Raw genomic sequence first — 23,682 nt, 5'->3', positions numbered from 1 at the left:
TATTTACAAGTTTTCAACTTTCCGGGTGGTCAGTTTAAAGATTCATGGACATTGAAAACTTATAATACTTAAGGATTTATTTGGCATGCTATCAATCACCAAGATTGGATGACTTTTGGCTGCTCTTTTTTTATGCTATTGGGCTACGACTCAGCATGGTTTTGCAGTGTAGATTTATGATCTCTTAAAGAAATTTTTTCCTTTTCTCTAAATTAGCTCATGGATGAGCTTGATTATTTTTTCTAGTTGTTGCCCTGCAAGAGAGATATTCCCATCTTTATTTTTAAGGGGCCAGCCACAATTAATTCTAAAGAACTCCTGGTATAAACCTTGAGTGCTAAAGTCCTGCCCAAGACGAATGTCTACTTTCATAGCCTGAAGTTTACTAACCATGGATTCACAATTTAGGCCTGGGACTTGAACCCATAAGACTAATCCACCCTGTGGTGCACTAATCTTTACATTATTGGGCAGTTTTTTAATTAGATAGTGACGATACTCATTCACCTGATGGTTAAGTTGGGATTTTAGATTGTTCAAGTGCCTAGCATACTGTCCGCTACTAATAAAGTCAGCCAATGCTAATTGTGTAGAAGTACTAACGCCTAAGCTTTCATGGAGAAGCCGGTCTTGGTAACACTCTAGATATCGCCCGGGTAAGCACCAACCAACTCGATAACCTGCAGCTAAGGTCTTTGAAACAGAGCTACACCAGAGTATATAACCTTCCTGATCCCAATTGTAGACTGGAAGTGGCAGAGTAGGCTGATGGCTAATCTCTATATAAATATCATCTTCGATAATAGGTATCTGGTATTGAGTTGCCAGGTTTGCAAGCTTTTGCTTTTGGGTCTTGCATAGGGAAATACCTGTTGGGTTTATATTACTGCAATTAAATAAACCAGCGTTAATAGTTCTCATATACATGTGCTGCTCGAGTTGTTCCAAGTCTATTCCTTTCTCCGTCATAGGAATCTCTAAAACTTTCCGGTGAAGCTTTACCAGCAGATGTATTAATGTAGTAAAGCAAGGAGAGCAAACAGCGACCGTATCACCTGGTTTAGTAGTGACCTCTACAGCTATACGTACTGCATCCAAGCAACCATTTGAGATAACGAGTTCGTGCTCGCTAAAATTAAAACCGCTGTTTGAAAAATGTCGACTAAGCGCTTGTCTTAGGTGGGGTTCACCTAAGGGGTCAGGATAAAAGTGGACTTTATTTCCTTGATCTCGAATTGATCTGTACATACTGCGTTGCAGGGCCTCTGTGGGTAATAGATCTATAGCGGGTAGCGAAATACCAAGAGGCCCCGAATTAGTTAACAGGCGGCGTTTGGAAAATTTGGTCAAGTCATTGGATGATTTTGTAATGGCGGATTGATTGCGAGTGGAGGAGACAAGCGGCTCTGAGGCAAAAAAACCAGACTTAGGTCTTGAGCGCACCCACCCGAGTTCTTCCAAGTAACGATAGCAATTTACTGCTGTAGTTAGGCTTACCTCTTGTTGTGCAGCAAAGCTGCGTAGAGAAGGTAAGCGTTGTCCTGGTTGTACACGTTTTTGCTGAATATCGTTGATAAATTGTTTGGCTAATATTTTGTATCTCACACATCTTACTCCCGTGAATAGGCATGGGAAGCCTATCGCTTTGAATCTTAGGTTGTACCCTTTTAATACTTTTGATCTGTATCTGTTTTTTTTGTGTAAATTTATCATACTTGAAATAAGTGACGGTTAGGTGTTTTTTTGTTTGGTGAGTTTATTTTGTCTGGATTTATTTCAAATTTGGCAGGGTTGGTGGGGTGTTATATTTTTATTGTTGGGTAGTGCTTTATGTGGGTTTTATTTTTTAATCTGGAAATCTGGTACGGCTGTGAGGTTTTTGTTGAGTGTCTAGTTTGATTAGATGCGAAGAATTAGTGTGTAGGTAAAAGTTAGGTTTAGTAAGAAGCTTTTACTTTGATGGTATGAGTGTGTTTGCAAATATGATGGCGTATTTGAGCTTTTTTCACAGTCTTTTGTGTAATGTTTGATAGTTTTAAAAAGTTATTTGTCGATCTTTTATGTGGGGGTGCCGTTTAGATTAATTTTTTCTGAATTCATCGCGTCAAGTTAAGCTTTTCTTATTGTTTGGCTATGGCGTGTTCATTTTTTAATGTGGAATCTTTGTTTTGTGGCTTTAGGCAGCAAGGGGTTTTTGTGTGTGTTGGTTTTTAGGTGTTCCGTATTTCTGGTTGCTGCAAGCAGGTTTCCGACATTATCTGGTTAGAGCAAGATTATAAGGTTCATAGAATGTTACATTTGCTTCGAGGTTTCTTAATACTTCAGTTAGTTTTTATGGCTGGTTTTGCACGTTCTGATTCTGATTCTTTGGATGGGCCGGATACGGCTGAATATGGTTCTTTTGAATTGTCATTTAAACCTATAGCTTATGATTCCAATAAGTCTATAACCTCGGCATACTTAGCAATCTATAGGAATGACCTTCATATTGAGGATCTACCTTTAAGTGGAGGTTTTCGGAGCTATTATAAAAAAGCTATATTGCTTCCTGGTGGAGGTAAATATAAATTCTTTTATCAGTATAAATATTGTGATAAACGAGATGGGCCACATGCGCTAATACCATATTGTCCTGGGGGCATGAAAGAGGATACTGCGGGTAGTCATTTTATGTATGTGATTCCCGATAAAATACCTAGCCCCGCTCAGATTAATTATGATACATCAAGTGTTGATGGAGTATTTAAAGTAAGTTGGGTAGATTTTTCTGATGCAGACGAATATAAGCTGGAGCGCAGTATAAATGGAAGTGGTTGGAGCCCAGTGTACAGTGGCGGAGAAACTAGTTTTAGTGAAAATATTATTCCAAGTAGTATTTATCAGTACCGAGTGAAAGCTTGCCTTAGCCAATATGACAAATGCAGTGATTTTAAAACTGGACCGACAAAACCGGTTGCCCCTGCTATACCATCTTTTGTCACTGTTCCTTTATCTGTTGATAAGGCTTATACAGTCGATTGGTCTCTAGTTGATAAGGCTGATACATATCAGCTGCAGTTGCGTCTTGAAAATGGAAATAGTGAAGGTTGGCAAACAGTTTATGAGGGGCCGGCAACCACTTATACATATGAATCTCCATTGATATATGGCGATCATGAATATCAGGTAAAGGCAGTCAATCTAGCAGGAGAATCCGATTATAGTAGCAGTCTTATTGTTACTATGGAAATGGATCCAGCTGTTCATGTTTTAAAGCAGCTTTATTATATCGCCGCTGATGACGTTCCACTTGCGGAAGATGCGCCTGATATTGGGATTTTCTCTAAATATGCAGCTGCCTTTCAATATTTGGATTTGATGTATAGCTTAGAGTTGGATACAGAATCAGAACAAAAAATCATAGTCAGCGAATATTTAAGTAACGGCATATCTGCTCCAAAATTTTCTGATTTATATGGTGCTGAAGAACGCGCTAGGGCGAATAATGCGGGAGAAATCTTAGAAGATTATTTAAAGAATGAGCAGTCAATCGATGAAGATTTAGAGTTGTTACTGTTAGATTATTATTATGATCAAGCGGCGGCAGAAGTCATTTTGGCAAACCAATCCTTGGATGAAGCGCGTATTGTTCGATTGCGTGGGGAACCTCTAGTAGATGAGATTCTTCATGTTAATGTAGCCTATGATGTGTTGGAAACTGGCTTTGAACAATATTTGAAATTATTGGATGGGGAGTTCAGCGGTTTATTACCCAAATGGAGTGAATATAGAAGTCAAACGAGTCCGCGCTACACAGATCTAGATAGCCAAGAGCAAGTGGATGTTATTCCGGATAATGTGAATCCCGATAATTTACTGTCTGGTTATAAAGATATAATTCTATTCTACCAGTTGATGAATAAGTTGGCTGAGACGAAAGTCAAGCAAGTTCGTCTTTTAGTTGTTTCCGGGGGAGTAACCGATGATATCGCTGCCGAAGTTCATGAGTTATATGAGTCTTTGACTGAAATCGAGGGTAAGCTGAGGAAAGAAATATTTAATGATGCTGACTTTACTCAGCTGGGTGGAGATTACTCTGGCTTGGCTGAAGCTGTTTACGAATGGCAGAGCCAAGTGAATCGACTGGAGAATACCTTGGGTTGGATAACCGGAGAAACGAATATTTTAGGGTTGCCCCAGGATGTTTTGTTGTTGTATCAAGGTTATGGTATTGATGGAAATACAGACTTCCACTCCTATGATGTATTGCGTAAATATTTAGATGCCCCTCAAACAAGTCCAATTAATTTAGCCATAGATAGCTTTAACGATGCAGTCGAGAGCTATAATGCATTTCGGTATAATGCCAGTGCCCTTGCGACTGAATACGCTGATAGACATAAGCAGCTCAGTGATCGATTGCATGCCCTCTTAGGTGTGAGATTTGATTTTGACTGCCACTCTATGGAGTGTGTTAATGAGAATATAAATAACTATCCCAATAGTGCCGTCTCTATTCAGGCCTTAAATATCGAACTTGCTGGTCTAGCATTGGAGAAAAATATCCAGCGTATGACAAATTTACATGCAGCAATGGATATTGAAGTTCAAAAACGTGAGGATGAAACGGATATCGAAGATGGTATACTAAAAGTTAAGATGAAAACTGCTGAGCAGGATATTTCGCTATTTCAACAGATAAAGAATGCCAATGAGAGAGCAGCAAAAGTTAGGACTGCTACAGGATTTATTGCAGGTATTGGGAAAATATTAGGGTCTATAAAACTAGATGATCCATTGAAAATTGTAGAAGCTGCTGCATCTACCGCAGCAGGTGTTGCAGAGAACCTTAGTGAAATAGATCGTATAGAGACTATCGGCAGACTGGAAGAGCAAAGGTTGCGTTTAGCAGCAGAAGAGCGTGCAGCGTTACACGATTCTGAAAGCCAGTTATTAGATGTGGCTAGCGAAGCCAGGATACGTACAATGTGGCTGGAGGCTAGTGTTATCGAGCTGGATATTGCTCAGTCTGAAGTGGCAGTGCAGCAGGAAGCAGAGCGCCTCGAAGCGATGCTGAATGAAGCTGTGAAAGTCATGAATCAGATGTTTGCCACTAATGAATTTTTAAAGCAGCGCTATTTTGCTGATCCTATTCACGGTATCCGTTTAACAGATGATATTTTACGTGCCGAACGCAATTTTGAAGATGCACAAGAGAAGCTGTTTTATGCAACCAAGGCTTTGGAGCATAAATGGCAATCTCCCTTTATCGGGATGTATGGTGAGACAATCAATACTATCTTTAGTCTGCGCAATCCAGATCAATTAGAGGCTTATAATGCTGCTTTAGAGAGCTTTGATTTGAACTCTAGGCTCGACTCTGTTGATCAGGTAAGAGATGTTATATCGTTGAAGGAGGATATTTGGGGTTACGTAGACAAGGTTAACGATGTCATCCAGACATATCCCCACCCCGATCCCACTAAGGAAGGGGCGCCGCCACTAGACGCCTTGTCCGCATTTCGTGCGAGGTTAGATTTATTATCATATGAAGATAACTATGGTACTTGGGTAAGTATCAATTTCGATACAGTGAGAGAGCTTGTGGGGAGTATTACTTTCTTTAAAGGGCCTGAAATAGGTGAAGAGAAGGTTAAATCTTGGAAAGCTGAAGAGGATACTAAGCTTTGTCTGATGAGTGCGGGTTCCTATGGGGATAAGATTGAAGAAATTACTCTTAATATACCTCTCTCGTTTGGTGTTGGTCGCAGCACGGAAACCCCTGCCTATCTGACTTATGCCGGTACCAGTTATATGCGTAGTAAATCACCGGCATCGCCCACACAGAATGATGAATTGAATTCACGCAGTGTTCGGTTTTGGACTTATTCAGGTATTTCAGGATTTGAACCCTATAGTAGTGCTACTGTAGAAATGGCTGCTTATTTAGATGTCAATGGCAATGGACCTGCGGCAGGATCAAATAGTATAAGAACGACTGAATTTAAAGAGCGCAGTGTGGCAGCCAGCGATTGGCGTCTGACAATACAACTGGCCAACAGTGTTGAGCAGCTTGTGCGTCTTGACGCTATTAATGATATTGAATTAATTATTGATCACCGCAAAAGCACTAGAAGGGGGCAGGGGATGTGTAAAGATCCTAAAATTGCTCCTGAAAATATGCGAACTCACTAATTGGCCTTGGTTTTCTAAGAGGTAATCTGTATTTAGCAATCCAGTAGTATCTAGCTTGCTGGATTGCTTTTTTTAAAGTAGAGATAATAAGCTTATCTAGGCATATCTATTTTTAGGCTCGGATTAAATATCTGACTGCTTCTTAAATTTTAATTCTAAATTTCCGTCTAAAAACTGGGAATATTTATGTTGCGCAATATATTGCTTTATTGCAGTTTGCTTGTTTTTCCGACGTTATCATTTGCAGTAGACGAACACACAGCCTTACAAGCCCCAATTCTTAACTTACCCACAGGCCCTGGTACTATTTCCGGCCTGGGTGAGGCTTTTACCCCCAATTTAAATACCGGTACCAGCTCGCGTTTAATCAAACTGGAAGTGCCCCCAGGGCGTAATGGTTTGATTCCGGAAATATCTTTGGAATATAACAGTGGTTTTGGTAATGGATTACTGGGGTTGGGGCATCAGCTAGTGATTCCCTATATCCAGCGGCAGACCGATCAGGGCTTACCTAATTATTCTGAGTGGGGGCAAAGCGATGGTTCAGATAATGATGCGGATGGGGATACGGATGAATTTGATGAATTTGATACATTTATCAATCACCGAGGTGAGGAGCTAGTTCTTGTCGAGGATGGCGTTTACCGCACTAAAAATGCCACAGATTATGCTCGTTATCAGCGTTTAAAAAATGGTTGGCTGGTGACCCAATCCAATGGGTTACGTTGGTATCTCGGTCAGGATTCTGCTAGCCGTATTAGTGACTTTAATGATGAAGCGGTATTTTCCTGGTATTTACAGGCGATAGAAGACGCTCACGGCAATCGCATTGAATATCAATATCGCAAGCTGGATACCAGCGAGCAGATTTATCTGGATACTATTCAATATAATAGTAATGGGGATATGGCGGTAAACTTCCACTACGAAGAGCGCCCCGATATCCTTACAAGCTATAAAGCCGGTTTCGAAGTTAAAACTGCTTATCGCCTACAGCGTATCGAAACCCAATTTGCTGGGCGGCATTTGCGACGCTATGAATTTGCTTACGAGCCCCTGACTGAGTGGCAAAGTCTTTCCCTTTTGCAGGAGATTCACTCCAGTGCCGGCGAAGGGGAATCAATTGTCAACTTACCTACGGTCCACTACGACTATACCCTCTACCAGCAGGACGAGGTATTGATGTCGCCGATACCGGCGGCGAGCCAGATACCACTCAATAGTGCCGATGTGGCCTTTCTGGATATGAATCGAGATGGCCTACCGGATGTGATTAATACCGGGCCCAATCGAGATGCCTACTGGATTAATTTGGGCCCCGGTGAGGATGGCCTGCCGCAATGGCAGAGCTACCGGCAGATGAGCACCTACTCCACCAGCCGTATTTCCAATGACTCAGTTACCTGGGCGGATATCGATGGCGATGGCCGGGTTAATATGCTGCAGTACAATTCTGGCAACACGGCATATTTCCATCTTGATGACGAGCAAAATTGGCAGTACAGCGGCACTCTTAGTGGGCTTTATATTCCTCTGAATAGCCCCCGCGTTGCGATGCTGGATATCAATAATGATAAGCGTGTCGATGTATTGGCAACCACCACCAATAGCAGCGGTATGGTGACTTCGCATACCGTACAACTTAACTTGCCCGGTGGCTGGTCACAGCCGATTCAATTGCCAATACCCGTGGGTAGTCAGGGGGTGCGTCTGGGTGACCCCAACGTATTCCTGCGGGATATGAACGGTGATGGTATGGCAGACCTAGTGTGGGTCAATAAAGGCTATGCCGCTTACTTTGCCAATCGCGGCCTAAACGGTTTTGCCCCCGCGGTAGAATTTACCAACACTCCGGCTACGTTGTACAACCTGAACAATGTGCGGGTGACCGATATCAATGCCGATGGTCGCAGTGATTTGCTGTATCTCAATGGGATCCAGGTATCGATTTGGTTGAACCAGGGCCTAACAAACGGTGATCACCAGAAAGCCCAATTTAGCCAAAAACAATTAATCCAGGCCCAAGGCAATATCTCTGCTGAAGAGGTGCGCTTGGTGGATATTAATGGTAACGGCTCCACCGATATTGTCTGGTACAGCCCTGGTCGGGGCAGTAATACTTTTTACTTTGCCGAGCTATTTCCCTCAGAACAACCGAACCAACTAAAACGCATAGATAATGGCTTGGGTGCTGTAACGACTTTGGAGTACGGCACCGTTGTCGATGAAATGGTAAGGGACCGCGATGCCGGTAACCCCTGGTCGCAGAATGTACCGGTGGCCATGCAGGTCTTAAAGCGCATGCTGGTGGAAGATGGCCGGGGTGGTGAGCCGCAAACCACGGAAATGGATTATTGGGATGGTTTCTACGATGCCACCGATAAAGAGTTCCAGGGCTTTGCCCACAGTGAAGAGCGCCGCATCGGCGATGCCAGTACCCCGACACTGGTTACCCGCTACGAATATCACCTGGGGCAAACTGCCGATGGTATCGATCAGGAAGCCCTGCAAGGCAAAGTGAAACAAGTGGAAGCCCGCGATGCCTTCGGCGGGGTTTTCTGGCGAGAGGAAAAACAGTGGGAGTTACGCCAGCTACTGCCGGGTTATGGTGGAGAGAGTCGCAATGTAGCGTTTGCGGCCATGACCGAACGCCAGCAGCATCTATTGGAGCGAAATAACGGCACCCCGGTAACCCTGTCATGGGAATACGATTACGACAATTACGGCAACACCACCTACATCAAAGAGTTAGGGCGTACTGATGGCAACTGGCAGGATGAACGCATTACCCACTGGCGCTTTAGTGCCGAATCTGCATCGGCGCGGGAAAGCGGGTTTCTAAACCTGCCTATAGAACGACGCATTACCGACCTCAGTGGTCAGCTGGTCGGTAAAGAGCAGTGGTTCTACGACGATGAAAGTTTTACCGGTGGCAATCTCGGCGAAGTCTCCCAGGGCAACCTGACCCTGCGCCGCGCCTGGCGCGATGTAAGTAGTGCGGATGCCTATATTGCTGCAGAGCGACACCACTACGATGAGTATGGTAACCGTATTCAGAGTTACGACCCCTTATGGGGGAAGGCGGCGGGGCACGAGACCAAAATTACTTACGACTCGCAGTATCACACCTTTCCCACGGAGGTCAGTGTAAATACCGGCAGCCGCTGGCTCAGCGCTCAGGCCAGTTATGACCATGGCCTGGGTGTCTTGACGGATTACACCGACTTTAACGGCCAGGTCACCCAGTACCGTTACGATGCTCACGCGCGTCTAACCGCCATCGCCAAACCGGGGGATAGCCTGCACTTCCCCACAGTTGAGTACGATTATCAGCTGGCGAAAATAGTGGATGGTCACCATATCAGTTGGGTGGAAACACGTCAGCGTGAAAAGAGTGGCGCTGGAGGCACTATCGACAGCCGCCAGTTTTACGATGGCCTGGGCCGTGCCTTGATGGTGCGCAGTGAAGCCGAGAAATCTGGGCAGGTGGTTGTCAGCGAACACAGCAACTTCAATGCTCGGGGCCAGGTAATACGGACGGCTTTGCCGTATTTTGCCCAGGGACTTGCTTATCGGGCCAATGATAAAGGCCAGCACTTCCGTCAATATCTCTACGATGCCCAGGGGCGACCTCAGGAGGTACACCAACCCTACGCCACACAGAGTGGTGAGGCGGTCTTTAGCCGTATTACCTATTTGCCCATGGCGCAGATTCATAAAGATGAAGAGCAGACCCGAGCAAACAGTGCCCATACTGGCGCCGCCAAGAAACTGGTTTTTGATGGCCTGCAAAATGACGAGGGTGAGTATCGCCTGCGGCAACTGGATGAAATCGTTGGGGCCAGCACCCAGGGCGGTGCCGGTGGTGCAACCTGGTCGACCTATTACGACTACGACCTCAATAACAACTTCACCCGCCTGCAGGATGCGCAAAAGAATGTGCGCAGCATGCACTATGACCATCTGGGTAGGCTGCTGTATTTAAATGATCCCAATCGCGGGCAGCGCTGGCAGTATTTTGATGATGCGGGCAACCAATTAGCCACTCGCGATGCCCTGGGCCAAGAGCGGCACTACCGCTACGACGGCGCCAATCGTCTGTATGCAGAATATCAGCGCATACCGCAGGGAGACCCACCGGAAGGCGCAGATTGGCAACCCAGTTTGGAGTTGGGCTCTGCTAATCCTATGGTCAGTTACCTGTACGACCAAAGCGGTGAAGAGAGTAGTGCTCTATTGCTGGGTCGCTTGGCAAAAGTTATTGACCAAGCTGGCTATACACAGTGGAGTTACGATGCGCGCGGCCAGGTTACCCAGCGCCAACGCAAAATTACCGGCCCACAAATTGATAGCCCCCTCTACACCACGGGTTTTGCCTATGACAGCGCCGGGCGGATTACCCAGCGGTACTATCCCGACAACTCCCGCGTAGACTTTGAATACAATACCCGTGGTTTACTCGAACGTATCCCTGGGGTTATTGAGCAGTTGGAATACAGTGCCAATGGGGCTTTGCAGTACCAGGCATTGAGCAATGGTATTGAGACAAATTGGGACTTCGATGAGCGCCAAAGACTCACCGGCCTGCGTACTCTGCGTACGGGTGATGCAATCCCTCTACAGCAGTGGGGTTATCAGTTTGATGCGGTCTCTAATGTCAGTGCCATTGATGACCAGCGCCCCGCTGATGCCATCGCTGCTGTGGCCGCAGAGTTGGGTATCACCAGTGCCCAGGTTGCCTTGCTGAACAAGAATGTTGTCTACGGCTATGACGATGCCTATCGCCTCACCGGTGTTGCCGATGACAGCGAGCAGGTGTTTTACAGCTACGACAAAATTGGCAACTTACTGCAAGTTAGCCGTGAGAGTAGTGGACTATCGGAAATAGCCGCTGGCGGTCTCAGCGAGGTGACCAACCTGCGCTACGGTGGCAGCAGTGACAGTAGTAATACCGGCGCCTCTAATCGTCTCGGTCGCGGCAATCTGCCAGGCCCCCAGGCTCTGAGCTGGGCAGAGGGGGATATTGGCTACGACGCTAACGGCAATCAGACCCAGGCTGGTGATCAGCTTTACCTCTGGGACTACAATCAGCGTCTGGTTTATGCCGGTAACGCTGAGGCTGCAGATCAATACGGTTATGACTTTAAACATCAGCGCCGCTACAAGATCACCGAGCATGAGGGCGGAGCACGCAGCGTCACCCTGTATATTGACGAAGACAGTGAGGTGCGCGACGGCCAGCTGTTTAAGTACATCCAGGTGGGCCAGCGCCGTATAGCGCGCAGCGATCAAGATGGTGAGCTCTTCTCCCCCAGCGAGTACTACCTGCATACTCACCTGGGCTCCACTTCTATGACCCTGGACGAAGCGGGCAGGGTTGTGAATGCCTTTAGCTATAAATCTTATGGTGATGTTGAGGCTAGCTTCGGCGATAGCACTCATGCACCTTACGGTTACACAGGCAAGGAGCGGGATGAGTCAACCGGGCTCAATTACTTTGAGCGGCGTTATTTACAATCCACCGTAGGTACTTTTATTAGCCCGGACCCAGTGCTGAATCATGAGGCGCGCTTTAAGGATCCTCAGCGCTGGACACCGTATCGTTATGCGCGGAATAACCCGATTAATTTTGTTGATCCGAAAGGGGAGTGGGTTGTAGGTGTTGGGGGTGGTCCTGGTGATCCAACAAATGAAGTAAAAGTTACTGTGAGTGGAACACCAAACGAAAATTGGACATGGACCTGGGCTTACCCAGAAGGTTCTAAAGATAAATTTTATGGGGTTCCTTTATATAATATAACGGTATCATTGGGAGACCAAACAGAAACTTTTGAAGTGGTAAGATTTGGGCCAAGAGATGATGGTAGGAAAATGTCAGTAGCGGGACTGGCCGATGAGCAAACCCATACTATATTTTGGGACGGAACCTATAGTCTTCACAGTACGGATCTAGGGGAACGTGGTGCCTGGGTAGTCTATGGGAATTTCTTGATCCATGACGGGCCTGATAATAGAAATCAAGTATTTGGAACTGCTGGTTGCTTAGAAGTATGTGGGCCAAGTGGTTTCACTAGGTTTAATGAGGCTATTTTAAGGCTTTCTGGGAAATCTAAACTAAGTGAAATTACAAAAGAAAATAGCAGGATTACTATTACTTATAAAGAGGCAAGCAGGCCTTGGTTTTCTGACTTTAAAAATGGCCGAAGAAAAAAATAGATGGTGATGTTTGTCTGATTTTTTTATCCTCAAGGAGCTGTGTAATGATTTGTTTGATCTCTTGTGGTTTTGGATGAATCAATTAAATTCATGAGGTAGATTTACAGTCATACGTAAGCGAAGATTCAGAGTTCTAGGTGGGTAATATTCTGGGGCTTTGATATCTTCATGATTGTGCATGTTTATATTTTTCTTCTATTTTCCTTTGATGTTTCTCTGAGGGTGCTCCCTTGTTGACCCTTTAGTTTTTTTTAAGTTTTAGGGGACAATGGAGGAATCTTGGACACCCATAGAATAGAGAAAGGCGCTAGTGGTCCATGCGGAAAGTAATGTAATTAATAGCAGGCTATCCGTATAATGTATCTATTATGCGTACACCTAAATCTTTTCAGATTTCTGACAGTGAAGCGTTCATTCTGAACGAGTGGTGCCGATCAACAATCCTTCCGCATGGGCAAGTTATGCGAGCGAAGATTATTCTTCAACTCAACGAAGGCATGACTCCTACAGATGTAGCTACCGCACAGCGAACATCACCGAAGACTGTTCATCGGTGGCGAAGCCGTTTCGAACAGGAAGGTATTGAAGGGCTGCGGGAGCGTGCTCGTAGTGGCCGGCCAACTGTTATCAAAAGAGACGTTGTAGATCGAGTATTGTTTTTAACAATAAAGCGTATACCCGAAGAAGCGTCACACTGGAGTATTGAGCTCATGGCTAAATACGCAGAAGTGACGCCATGGCAGGTTCGGCAGATATGGAAAGCAGCTGACTTACGCCCCCACCGTCTAAAAACATTCAAGATCAGCAATGACCCTAAATTTTCAGAAAAGGTTATCGACATTGTTGGTCTATATATGAACCCACCAGAGAACGCTGTTGTTCTAAGCGTCGATGAGAAAACACAAATTCAAGCCTTAGATAGAACTCAACCAGGCCTCCCTCTAAATCCGAGTCGAATAGGCAGTCGGACTCATGATTACAAGAGGCATGGCACTGCGAGTTAGTTTGCCGCCTTCAATACACTGACTGGAAAAGTAATTGGAAAGGTCGCGAATAGAACTACTAGCAAGGAGTTTCTGTCATTTTTGAAGTTGGTGGATCGACGTACGGATTCAAATAAAGATCTCCACATAATTTTGGATAACCTCAGCGCACACAAAACGAAAGAAGTTCGAGAGTGGGTGGAATCACGTCAGCGCATTCACCTTCATTTTACGCCAACCAGCTCATCATGGTTGAATGCAGTAGAGGGTTGGTTTGCTCAACTAGAGCGTAGAGCCCTTTATAGAGGAGTTTTCACGAGCGTTTCGGAGCTAAAATCAGAACTAGAACACTTCATCAAAGCACACAATGCTGAAACTGCAAAGCCATTTAAATGGACAAAGCCCGCCAGTCAAATCCTGGCCTCAGTAGAACGCGCAAAACAATCGTTACAGAATTAACCGCATGGGCCACTAGCAGTGTTGCTGGCGTCAGTTTCAGTGTCTTTTTCTTTCTGTTTGCTAGTTAAGTTGTGGTGAAGCGCTGAAGATCTATTCTGGCCTTAGAAAAATTGCGGTTAAGGGTGAGCGTGGAAAACAGTATCGAGAGCGTAGCAGGGAATTAGCAGGGTGTCACAGAAAGGTAGCGCTGACAGTCGCTTATGCCATGTACCCAGCGTTATTGAGTCGCCTGAAAGCGTTTCGTACGGCCCCAGCAGACCCTACCAAGCCTTTAAAGCGGCTTTCAAAATTTCGGTTGAGATAAAGTCAAGGTCTTGGTGGAATACCCAGTCGCTTGAGTACGGGAGGTGTATTTTCAGTAATGGCCCCGCGCTTTCTAAGGTCTAGATGTCGCCCGCTCCAATCGACTAGCTCTAAATAATGATCCAGCCGAAAAGGAAGTTCTTTAGGCATATTCAACCGCTCACTGCCTACAAGTGGAAGTAGTTTTTTGGGCTGCTCGCCCAAGATTGCTGCACGAATATGTTTTTGAATGGAGATATTATCAGAATCTTCTGGAGTTTTTGCCATATTGGCGCGGATGGGGTTTAGGTCTACATAGGCTATACAGGCGGCAGGGGCCCTTTCATCCAATAAAGCCTGGGATTTAAAACGGCCTTCCCAGAAGCGACCTGTGCACTGGTCTTCAGCGTTAGCTTGGCGAGCGATAGGCCCATTTAAACAGCGCATAAACCAGCTGATATCCGTTAAGCGCTCTCGCCATTTCAAAGCGACCTCTTTTAGTGCCTTTAGCTCGCAGCGATCAAGAATATCGCCGTTTGGATAGCGCTGGGCCAAACTAGAGGCCTTGAATATTTTTTGCCAGCGATCAATAACCTCGAAAAGAGACCACTTATCAACAGATTTTTTGTCAATGTAGAGTACCATATGGTAGTGATTGCTCATTACTGCATAGGCGGCAAGATCCAGGGCAAAAACCTCAGCCAAATTATGCATACGATTTTCAATCCATTCGCGCCGATGCTGGTAATCTTTCCCGGATACAGTATCCCAACCGCAAAGGAATGCTCGCCGTACACAGCGGGATACGCAGTGGTAATAAGGCGTTGCGTCAAGAGATATCTGGGTGCTTCGCGGTAGAGTCATTGATTACACGCGTATTAATATGGATGAATATCCAGTATTTTGTAGGTTCGCGCTCTTTTGTCAATGGTATTGGCGGTTTATACTTTATGTTTGATGGGTGTCCAGAAATGTCGTCCTTTCAAAGATGTGGAGCTAATTTTTGAGCACAGCTTTTCGACTAGAAATGACTCTGACTGCCATGGTGTCGGTCCGGTTCTTTAGAGATTGACTCTGAACTTTTTTAACTAATACTCAAGTAATGCATGAGTAAGAAACAGGGGTTGTGGTTGCTACCCAACCTCTGTTCGCAATAATAACTTTTAGCTTTTAAATTTATCTAATTATCGTATCTAAATAAGTCTATCCACACATAACCTCTCGCGCTCATCAAACATTCGTCTCGCACATAAAGCAACTGCGACAAAAGTACCAAACCCTGTACCAGCAGCAATCGTAAACATAATCAAAATCTGATATTTCACTGCGATGGTAGGGGATGTACCAGCTAGTATCTGCCCGGTCATCATACCTGGCAGAAATACAATACCGGCTGCTGCCATCGAATTGATCGTTGGCATCAACCCCGCGCGCATCGCATCCCTGCGAAATTCAATACTGGCTTGTCGCCAGGTTTCGCCAAGCATTAAACGATTTTCAATAATATCCTGCGAACGCCTCATACTTTCTGTTAGTCGGTCCAGGCCCAGGGCGACACCGGTCATGGTATTTCCCAGCAGCATGCCTAATAGTGGAATGGAGTATTGCGGTTGGTACCAGGGCTGGGGGCCAATCAGTACCAACAAGCTTAGTATTGTGACGCTAAACGCGGATACCAGCATGGAGAGGGTGCCGATGGCAAAACTCCAGCCACCTCGCAGGCGATATTTTTGTCGCGAGACGACTTGTTGTCCGGCAAACAGTAACATTGCGAATCCCAACAGACTCACCCATAACAGGGTGCCTACGGCGAATAGCGCTTCCAGTATCAAACCGACAAGCGTCAGCTGAATCGCCGTGCGCAGCGCGGCAATAAGCAGTGGTTTACCGAGCTGTAAACGCGCGATATGGGTGCAAATTGCCAGAGCGACTACCAACGCCGCAGCCAGTGATAACTGCCACCAGGAAAGATCAATCACGCTCATAGTGATACCTCCCTCTTTATTAGTCTGCTCCCTTCAATTTCAAAATGCCTGCTGGCTACGCGCTGGATCTGCTCTTTACTATGGGCCACCCAGATAACCGGATATTGATGTTTGCTGATTTCTGCCACAAGCCATGCTTCTACTTTACTCGTAGTATCTGCATCCAGATTGGCTGTGGGTTCATCCAGTAAAAGTGCTTGTGGAGCGTAGGAGAGCGCGCGAATAAGCGCCAAGCGTTGTTTCTCTCCGGAGGAGAGCCGGCTTACCTGCCATTCTGTTGCCTCCTCGGGAAACCCCAGTGCCTTTAATGCTTTCTCCATCGTTTGATTAAAGTGTTCGCCCACTGTCTCGTACCACCAGGCACTCTGTGCTGGCACCAACATAACCTGGCGGCGCCACTGGTGCCCGGGCATTTCCTTCTGATCTATGTCGTCAAGAGAGATATCACCACTATGGGGTTCAATATCGGCAATAGCCCTGAGCAGTCGGCTCTTACCTGAGCCAGAAGAACCTGAAAGGCAAATGATTTCTCCTGGTTGTACTTCCAACCGTACTTTTTTTAGTGGGCCGATATTTAGTTTTTTTAGTTTTAGCTGCGGCATTTTATGGGTTACTTGCAAACAACCTTGCAGTTAATAGTTTTGTTTTGGCTGGTATTCTAAAGTACTGATATCTCTATCGTATGAATTAAGTACTATGACTGTGATAGGTTGGTTCGATTAGTTAGGTAATGAAAATTAAGAACCTGTGAGGGTTTCTTTTTTGTTCTCAACTATCCCGCAACATAACTTAGTCTGCGACTCATGATGGCTTAACTACATCCTAACTATAGAAGGATGTGTTTGAAGCTCTCGGAGGCATTCAGTTGATAACCATAGTCATAGTTCTCCTTCATTGATGCAGTCCATCTTTTTGAACCTGCCGCTTCCCTTTGAACCTCCCGCCCCAGTCCGCCATAATCCGCTCCTTCCGAATCGAATAACGAGTGCTGTATGACCGACACCTCTGTCTATGAGGCCACAGAGCGCCTGCCGTTAAAGGAGTACACCGAGAAGGCGTACTTGGATTACTCCATGTATGTGATCCTGGATCGCGCCCTGCCGAATATTGGTGACGGCCTGAAGCCTGTACAGCGGCGTATTGTCTACGCCATGAGCGAGCTGGGCCTGAAGAATACCGCCAAGTATAAGAAGTCCGCGCGCACGGTCGGCGATGTAATCGGTAAGTACCATCCCCACGGCGATAGCGCCGTGTATGAGGCGATGGTATTGATGGCACAGCCGTTCAGCTACCGTTACCCGCTGATTGATGGCCAGGGCAACTGGGGCTCGCCGGATGATCCCAAGTCTTTCGCGGCTATGCGTTACACCGAGTCGCGCATGGGTAAATATTCGGAAGTGCTGCTGTCGGAACTGGGCCAGGGCACGGTGGATTGGCAGCCGAATTTCGATGGCACCATGGATGAGCCCTGTGTGTTGCCGGCGCGGGTGCCGAATATCCTGTTAAACGGTACCACTGGTATTGCCGTGGGTATGGCCACCGATATTCCGCCGCACAATTTGCGCGAAGTGGTCAATGCGACGGTGGCACTGCTGGAAAACCCCAAGGCCACGGTGGAAGAGCTGTGCGAGCATATTCTCGGTCCGGATATGCCCACCGAGGCGGAGATTATTACCCCGCGCGAAGATATTCGTAAGATTTACACCAGCGGTCGCGGCTCTATCAAGATGCGCGCCCTGTGGAGTAAGGAAGACGGCGATATTGTGATTACCGCGCTGCCCCACCAGGTGAGTGGTGCCAAGGTGCTGGAGCAGATCGCGCAGCAGATGCAGGCGAAGAAGCTGCCGATGGTGAGCGACCTGCGCGATGAGTCGGATCACGAAAATCCCACCCGCCTCGTAATTGTGCCCAAGTCCAACCGGGTGGAGATGGAATCGGTGATGAATCACCTGTTCGCTACCACCGATTTGGAGCGCAACTACCGCGTCAATATGAATATGATTGGTATCGATGGCCGCCCGCAGGTGAAGTCCCTCGATAAGATCCTGCGTGAGTGGTTAACCTTCCGTGCCACTACCACGCGCCGCCGCTTGCAGTTCCGCCTTGATAAAGTAGAGAAGCGCCTGCACTTGCTTGCCGGGCAGTTGATAGCCTTCCTTAATCTCGATGAAGTGATCGAGATTATCCGTACCAGCGACGAGCCCAAGCAGGAGCTGATGGATCGCTTCGAGCTGACGGATATCCAGGCGGATTACATCCTCGATACCAAGCTGCGTCAGTTGGCGCGATTGGAAGAAATGAAAATCCGCGGCGAGCAGGCGGAGCTGGAGAAAGAGCGCGATACCCTGACCAAGACCCTGGATAGTGAACGCCGCCTCAAGACCCTGATCAAGAAAGAATTGCTGGCTGCGGCCAAGGAGTTCGGCGACGAGCGCCGTTCCCCCATTGTGGCCCGCGAAGAAGCCAGGGCGTTTAGCGAATCTGAGCTGCTGTCTTCCGACCCCATCACCGTGGTGGTTTCCGAGAAAGGCTGGATTCGTGCGGCCAAGGGCCATGAGATTGATGCGGCGGCGCTGAGCTATAAGGCTGGAGACAACCTTGGCTTTGCCGCACGGGGCAAGAGTAACCAACCCGCGCTGTTGCTCGATAGCACCGGGCGCAGTTATTCCATCGCCTCCCATACCCTGCCATCGGCGCGGGGCCAGGGTGAGCCACTGAGTGGCCGCATCAACCCCCCTTCTGGAGCGACTTTTAAGGGGCTGTTGATGGGGTCCGACGACCAGCGGGTTTTGTTAGCCTCCGATGCGGGTTATGGCTTTATCGCCAGGCTCGCCGATCTGCAGTCGCGCAACAAGTCGGGTAAGGCCATGTTGACCCTGCCCAAGGGCGCGCAGGTACTGCCGCCACAGTTGCTAGACAGTCCAGAAGAAGCGCTGCTGGCAGCAGTGACCTCAGAGGGGCGCATGCTGGTATTCCCTGTCACAGAGTTGCCGGAATTGTCGAAAGGCAAGGGCAATAAGATTATCAATATCACTGCCGCGCGGGCTGCCAGCCGCGAGGAAGTGGTGGTGGGAATCGCCGTGTTAGAGGGTAAAAACCAGTTGGTCGTGCACGCCGGCAAGCGCCATACCAAGATCAAGATCTCGGAGATGGAGCACTACCGAGGTGAGCGCGGCCGACGGGGCAACAAGCTGCCGCGGGGCTTCCAGAAGGTCGATAGCATCGAGGTGCTGGAAAAATAAGCCCATCAGTGATGCGGTAGAGCCAAAGCGGTCATTGCGACCGCTTTTTTATTGCCAGCTTTTTATTGATAAGCCGCGCATTGATGAAATAATAAGCAGGCTTATAATGAGCGCCCTCAAAAAAGGGAGAGACTATGTCAGGGATGGGCGAGTCAGGAAAAGACAGCGCAACCGAGATGAGCTTTGCGCTGCACAGTGCGGCACGCCTGCTGCGGCGTAACTTTGACCGCCGCGCACGGGATCACGGCCTCAGCGATGCCCGCTGGCAGGTGCTCTGGCATCTGACGCGAGAGCAGGGGCTGAAGCAAACTGCACTGGCGGGGCGCCTGGAGATGGCGCCGATCAGTCTGGCGCGCCTGCTCGATAAGCTGCAGGGCGAAGGGCTGGTGGAGCGGCGGCCCGATCCGCAGGATCGGCGCTGTTTCAGGATTTATCCGACCGATTTGGCCCAGCCGGCGATGGCGCTACTGGGGGATCTGGCAGAGGAGACCCGCAATCACGCCCTGGATGGCTTTACTGCGGCGGAAATAGGACAACTGCAGGCGCTGCTCGGGCGGCTGCGCAAGAATTTGATAGACGAAGAGATTGAATGTGACTGAAAAGCTGCACCTAAAGCTAAAGCCGAGCGCGATGCGCAAGCTGGGGGGCGCCCTGGGGTTGGCGCTTGTCGCCCTGGCGGCCGGCTGGAGCCTGTATGGCGGCGGCGATATCGTCGAGACGCAAAACGCCTATGTAAAGGCGGATAAGGTATCCCTGGCGCCGGAAGTCCATGGTGTGGTGACCAAGGTGCTGGTGAGTGCCAATGAGCCGGTTTTCAAAGGCCAACTACTGATTCAAATTGATCGCACTGCCTATGAACTGGCGGTGACCGAGGCCGAGGCGCGCTTGGCCCAGGTGCGCAATGACCTACTGGCGCGTCGCGCCGAATATGCTGAGGCGGATGCCGCCCTGCAGCAGGCGCGCAAAGATGCAGATTTCTACCGGCGCCAGCTGGAGCGCAATGAAAAGCTGGGCAAGGTGGCTTTCTCTGAGGCGGAACTGGATAGTGCCCGCCAGCAGCTGGAGCGGGCCCGCGCGCAAATTACCATCAATGCGGAGAAACTCTCCAGTCTGCGTGCCGAGCTGGGAGGCGACCCCAGTGTGGCCCTGGAAGAGCAGGCCGATCTCAAGGTGGCTCAGGCGCAATTGGACAAAGCCAATTATCAGCTGTCGCGCACCCGTATTATTGCACCTATGGATGGTGTGATCGCCAATACCCTGCCACAGGTCGGAGAGATGGCGACTGTTGGTGAGAGCCTCCTGTATATGGTGGGCACCAGCGGCCTATGGGTGGAAGCCAACCTTAAGGAGACCGAACTGGCCAGGGTGCGCACAGGCCAGCAGGCGGAGGTGACCCTCGATGCTTACCCGGACTTTGAGTGGCAGGCCCAGGTGGACAGCATGAGCCCGGCTAGCGGCAGTGAGTTCTCGCCAACCCCGCCGCAGAATGCTAGTGGCGAATGGCAAAAGGTAGTGCAGCGGGTGCCGGTGCGGTTGCGCCTTTATCCCCTCAAGGATGCGCCGCCGCTACGCGCAGGGATGAGTGCCAAGGTGCGTATCGATACCAGTGAGGATGCCAAAGTGGTATCCGCACGCGCCTCTACCGGTGAGAGTGGCAGAGTGGTTCTGTAGAAAAAGAGAAAAATGGAAGAGTTGGGGCTTGCGCAGAGCGCGGAACTAGCGGAACTAAGAGGGACTAGTTATTTAAAGCGGACTAGCCAGCGACTACTTGCTAGAAAAAAGCTAGAAAAAAGAAGGGCCCGCACTGCGGGCCCTGTAGTTTATTCTTCGACTCTGTACCAGGTCTGGGTACGGTAGAGAAAACCGAGGTAACCGCGCACTTTCAGGGTGTTGTCGTTTTCCAGCCAGAACTTGCAGTCGTACACCTTGCCTTTCACCGGGTCCATAATTTCCCCGCCTTCGTATTTTTTGCCTTTCTTCACCATATTGGTGATCACGTCCATTCCTACGATAGGCTTGCCCTTCAGGTCACCAGGACAGTTCTCGCAAATGGTGTCATTGGGTTTCAGCAACAGTTGGACGATCTTGCCGAAGTACTTGCCGTCCTTTTCATAAATTTCCACGATGGATCTGGGCTTGCCGGATTCGTCATCGATAGTGCGCCACTTGCCTACAACATCTGCGGCATTGGCCTGCAGGGCGAACAACAGGCCAAATGTGGCCAGAAGCAGGTTTCTTATCATTTGTAGGTTTTCCTCTATTCAGTGGGTGACCCAGATCTTACAGGAAGTCACTTGCAGCGACACCGCATAAGTCACCATCGGGTAAAAAATAACCGCATACAGACGACATTTGACCGCAAATCCCGGCAATTTGTTCGCAAGTTGTACCAATTTGGCTATGGAGGTTAAAACCAGGGGTGGTAGGACAGCGCAAGAGAAAAGCGGCAAAGGGAGGGGCTACGTTTGATCCTATTGAGGGTGGTGTGGCTAATACTACTCCTACAGCTGGTTTTAGTGGGCGCACTGCTATGGCACCGCTTCGGCACCAAGTTGCTGCTGGTCAATTACTCGATGAGCGGCGGCGAAGGTGAGGGCGCCTGGGTTGTAAGTTGCAGTAGCTTCGGGTGAGTGCGGGGCCCTTTAACGGATGCAAAGCTAGATTTCCTTCTGGATACGTTTATCTCTGCAAAACGCCGGGATTTCCCGGACCTAATGGGCTGGAGTTTAAACGGTGTGACGGTTTTAGATGCGGCGGCGCCATTGCCAAAGGAGGAGTAGGAAATTCTATTGCCAGAGGCGAAACCCCTGTGGGTGCCTCCCCTATCTGAGAACTTAACGAACCAGACCGCAGTTGCTTATCTGTGGCCTAGGACCAAAGCCCTTCAGTGATTGAACGGGCTTCACCCGAAAGCTCTCGGATACGCTGGCGCCCCTAGGGGCTCAGTCCTGAATCGGAGCTGTATGCCAGGTTATCGAGAGGCTCAAAAGCACCCAAGTAGGAGCCAATAAAACAGCGTCGCGCTCGCGCTTCCTCAATGGGAACCTTGTGGTGTTCAGCGTATCTTTCTGCAAGATGGTCGATTTCGCCGGCAAGCGCTCTTTGTATATTGCCGAGCCAAAGCCTGGCCTCGGCAATCAAGCTCTTTTCCAGAGCTGAGGCGGATGATTCTGGCATTACGACTCTCCCAGCCGCTTGGGGGGGGTGTCTAAGAACATTAGATCGATAAGCTCGTTATCAACCATTCCAATATCATCCCCTTTAATCTCGCGTACATACGCCTGTATAGATTCTTGCGCTATCCGCAAATTCTCTTCACTGGGCTGGCCTATCGCTTCGTATCGCTTTCTTATTCTTTCGATATTCTCTTCAAAGCTGATTTCATCACGCACCGCATAGGTGCCTAATATCGCATGTAATAAGGCGTTCACTTCTTCAGCGGTAAATTCTGGTTTATCTTCCTCACCGCATGAGGGATCAGCGAGAATAAGCGCGGCCAAGTCCTCTGGGAACTCCTTCAGTTCGCCTGTCTCAATTCTGATCAGCATGGTAATACCCTTAATTCCTTGGCTAGTTCTCTCTCGAAAATCTCAAACTGGGAATAGCTGTTAAAGTCTTTAGTGCTCATTGCCCAGCCAAGGCCGCCATCGACTTCTACTTCGGTTAAATACTTCAGGTGGTGGCTGACAGCTTCGTGTATTTCTACGGCTTTGGCGTGGTAACGCCGTCTTTTAAACTGAACGGCACCCTTGCGCCTATTGGCTAGATCATCGGTGAGCAAGTAGAAGCCCAGGATGGACACCTTGTGGAGATCGGGCGTGATCATCTTGATTGCCGCTTGTGCGACAGCTTTTCCGAGGGCGTAGGGGTTTGAGCGGCCAGGCTTTGCAGAATCCATGCTTCCGTGCTGGTCGGAAAACTTTAAGCCAACCACATAGCCATCCACACCGAATACAACGTGGTAAGAGAGCTGCACATTGTAGGCTCTACCATTTACAGATATCAGCTCAGTCCTTGACTTTACCTGGTTAAGTTGAGGGTGTCCCGACATAACTTTCTTCCTTGAAGTGCAATCGAAAATCCTTATCGACTGAGACAGAGAATATATTGGGTGTCATAGTTTTGGCAATTCCAGCGGTTCACCAGCAGCCGCCCTTTATCCACAGAAGTTGGGGACAAAACTGTGGGCGATTTTGCCCGGCCTCCTTTTCATGCGTCTTTCCCTGGACTGGCGGATTTATGCTCAGAGTGGGGGTGGGTCGGACGGATAGCACCGACCCGGGGCGAGCAAGTGCTTGGCCGTTGTATTTTTCTTTAGCTTCTCCTTGATACTCGCCGACA

General features: G+C 48.3%; 14 protein-coding genes and 1 pseudogene. 7 read left to right on the top strand and 8 right to left on the bottom strand.

Going from position 1 to position 23,682, the window contains the following annotated elements:
• Positions 1-207: 207 nt before the first annotated feature.
• Positions 208-1,605: a PLP-dependent aminotransferase family protein gene (locus FIU95_RS17590; RefSeq protein WP_172975448.1), complete on the bottom strand. Its 1,398-nt coding sequence runs from the start codon at positions 1,603-1,605 to the stop codon at positions 208-210.
• Between the two features lie 609 nt (positions 1,606-2,214).
• Between FIU95_RS17590 and FIU95_RS17585 the strand changes: the two genes are divergently transcribed.
• The 3 genes and pseudogenes from FIU95_RS17585 (at position 2,215) to FIU95_RS21570 (ending at position 13,832) form a co-directional block, all read left to right on the top strand.
• Positions 2,215-6,174 (top strand): fibronectin type III domain-containing protein, encoded by a 3,960-nt coding sequence (locus tag FIU95_RS17585; RefSeq protein ID WP_152455031.1) that lies wholly within the window; start codon positions 2,215-2,217, stop codon positions 6,172-6,174.
• 186 nt (positions 6,175-6,360) lie between these two features.
• On the top strand, positions 6,361-12,390 hold the full coding sequence (locus FIU95_RS17580) for a toxin TcdB middle/N-terminal domain-containing protein (RefSeq protein WP_152455029.1): 6,030 nt from the start codon (positions 6,361-6,363) through the stop codon (positions 12,388-12,390).
• 365 nt (positions 12,391-12,755) lie between these two features.
• A pseudogene (locus FIU95_RS21570) lies at positions 12,756-13,832 on the top strand (IS630 family transposase).
• A 306-nt stretch (positions 13,833-14,138) separates the two neighbouring features.
• On the opposite strand, the gene FIU95_RS17565 reads toward FIU95_RS21570, so the two are convergent.
• The 3 genes from FIU95_RS17565 to FIU95_RS17555 form a co-directional block, all read right to left on the bottom strand.
• The gene (locus FIU95_RS17565; protein WP_216646272.1) at positions 14,139-14,828 is read right to left on the bottom strand and encodes a transposase; all 690 of its coding nucleotides are present in this window, start codon (positions 14,826-14,828) and stop codon (positions 14,139-14,141) included.
• Positions 14,829-15,307: 479 nt separating this feature from the next.
• Entirely contained in the window at positions 15,308-16,099 is a 792-nt protein-coding gene (fetB, locus tag FIU95_RS17560; protein WP_152455023.1) for an iron export ABC transporter permease subunit FetB, read from the bottom strand.
• Entirely contained in the window at positions 16,096-16,701 is a 606-nt protein-coding gene (locus tag FIU95_RS17555) for an ATP-binding cassette domain-containing protein (protein ID WP_152455021.1), read from the bottom strand. The genes fetB and FIU95_RS17555 overlap by 4 nt, the downstream gene beginning before the upstream one ends.
• Before the next feature lie 390 nt (positions 16,702-17,091).
• On the opposite strand from FIU95_RS17555, the gene parC reads away from it, so the two are divergent.
• The 3 genes from parC to FIU95_RS17540 all read left to right on the top strand — a co-directional run bounded on the left by parC (position 17,092) and on the right by FIU95_RS17540 (position 21,012).
• Complete coding sequence (gene parC / locus FIU95_RS17550; protein ID WP_152455019.1) at positions 17,092-19,341, top strand: DNA topoisomerase IV subunit A; 2,250 nt, start codon at positions 17,092-17,094, stop codon at positions 19,339-19,341.
• Positions 19,342-19,475: 134 nt separating this feature from the next.
• Complete coding sequence (locus FIU95_RS17545; protein WP_216646271.1) at positions 19,476-19,940, top strand: MarR family winged helix-turn-helix transcriptional regulator; 465 nt, start codon at positions 19,476-19,478, stop codon at positions 19,938-19,940.
• A complete protein-coding gene (locus tag FIU95_RS17540; RefSeq protein ID WP_152455015.1) occupies positions 19,933-21,012 on the top strand; it encodes an HlyD family secretion protein in 1,080 nt (359 codons plus the stop codon). The genes FIU95_RS17545 and FIU95_RS17540 overlap by 8 nt, the downstream gene beginning before the upstream one ends.
• A 149-nt stretch (positions 21,013-21,161) precedes the next feature.
• On the opposite strand, the gene FIU95_RS17535 is transcribed toward FIU95_RS17540, so the two are convergent.
• On the bottom strand, positions 21,162-21,584 hold the full coding sequence (locus FIU95_RS17535; protein ID WP_152455013.1) for a DUF2147 domain-containing protein: 423 nt from the start codon (positions 21,582-21,584) through the stop codon (positions 21,162-21,164).
• A gap of 222 nt (positions 21,585-21,806) precedes the next feature.
• Between FIU95_RS17535 and FIU95_RS21245 the strand changes: the two genes are divergently transcribed.
• Positions 21,807-21,971: a hypothetical protein gene (locus tag FIU95_RS21245; protein ID WP_172975447.1), complete on the top strand. Its 165-nt coding sequence runs from the start codon at positions 21,807-21,809 to the stop codon at positions 21,969-21,971.
• A 304-nt stretch (positions 21,972-22,275) separates the two neighbouring features.
• Here FIU95_RS21245 and FIU95_RS17530 read toward each other — a convergent pair whose 3' ends face one another.
• Genes FIU95_RS17530 through FIU95_RS17520 form a run of 3 tightly spaced genes read right to left on the bottom strand, consistent with a single transcriptional unit; the run spans position 22,276 to position 23,392 of the window.
• Positions 22,276-22,518, bottom strand: a complete 243-nt coding sequence (locus FIU95_RS17530; protein ID WP_152455011.1) for a hypothetical protein — start codon at positions 22,516-22,518, stop codon at positions 22,276-22,278.
• Positions 22,518-22,889, bottom strand: coding sequence for a hypothetical protein (locus FIU95_RS17525; protein ID WP_152455009.1), 372 nt, complete (start codon positions 22,887-22,889; stop codon positions 22,518-22,520). Before FIU95_RS17525 ends, FIU95_RS17530 begins: the two co-directional genes overlap by 1 nt.
• Positions 22,883-23,392, bottom strand: coding sequence for a hypothetical protein (locus FIU95_RS17520; RefSeq protein ID WP_152455007.1), 510 nt, complete (start codon positions 23,390-23,392; stop codon positions 22,883-22,885). Before FIU95_RS17520 ends, FIU95_RS17525 begins: the two co-directional genes overlap by 7 nt.
• Between the last annotated feature and the right edge of the window lie 290 nt (positions 23,393-23,682).

This window comes from Microbulbifer sp. THAF38, assembly GCF_009363535.1.
Classification (GTDB): domain Bacteria; phylum Pseudomonadota; class Gammaproteobacteria; order Pseudomonadales; family Cellvibrionaceae; genus Microbulbifer.
The sequence above is the reverse complement of the archived record's forward strand: the minus strand, read 5'-3'. Positions and strand labels throughout refer to the sequence as shown.

Coding starts and splice junctions, on each gene's coding strand:
- FIU95_RS17530 (WP_152455011.1), bottom strand. CDS start 22,518: ATGCCAGAATCATCCGCCTCAGCTCTGGAAAAGAGCTTGATTGCCGAG.
- FIU95_RS17525 (WP_152455009.1), bottom strand. CDS start 22,889: ATGCTGATCAGAATTGAGACAGGCGAACTGAAGGAGTTCCCAGAGGAC.
- FIU95_RS17565 (WP_216646272.1), bottom strand. CDS start 14,828: ATGCATAATTTGGCTGAGGTTTTTGCCCTGGATCTTGCCGCCTATGCA.
- fetB (WP_152455023.1), bottom strand. CDS start 16,099: ATGAGCGTGATTGATCTTTCCTGGTGGCAGTTATCACTGGCTGCGGCG.
- FIU95_RS17535 (WP_152455013.1), bottom strand. CDS start 21,584: ATGATAAGAAACCTGCTTCTGGCCACATTTGGCCTGTTGTTCGCCCTG.
- FIU95_RS17580 (WP_152455029.1), top strand. CDS start 6,361: ATGTTGCGCAATATATTGCTTTATTGCAGTTTGCTTGTTTTTCCGACG.
- FIU95_RS17520 (WP_152455007.1), bottom strand. CDS start 23,392: ATGTCGGGACACCCTCAACTTAACCAGGTAAAGTCAAGGACTGAGCTG.
- FIU95_RS17545 (WP_216646271.1), top strand. CDS start 19,476: ATGTCAGGGATGGGCGAGTCAGGAAAAGACAGCGCAACCGAGATGAGC.
- parC (WP_152455019.1), top strand. CDS start 17,092: ATGACCGACACCTCTGTCTATGAGGCCACAGAGCGCCTGCCGTTAAAG.
- FIU95_RS17555 (WP_152455021.1), bottom strand. CDS start 16,701: ATGCCGCAGCTAAAACTAAAAAAACTAAATATCGGCCCACTAAAAAAA.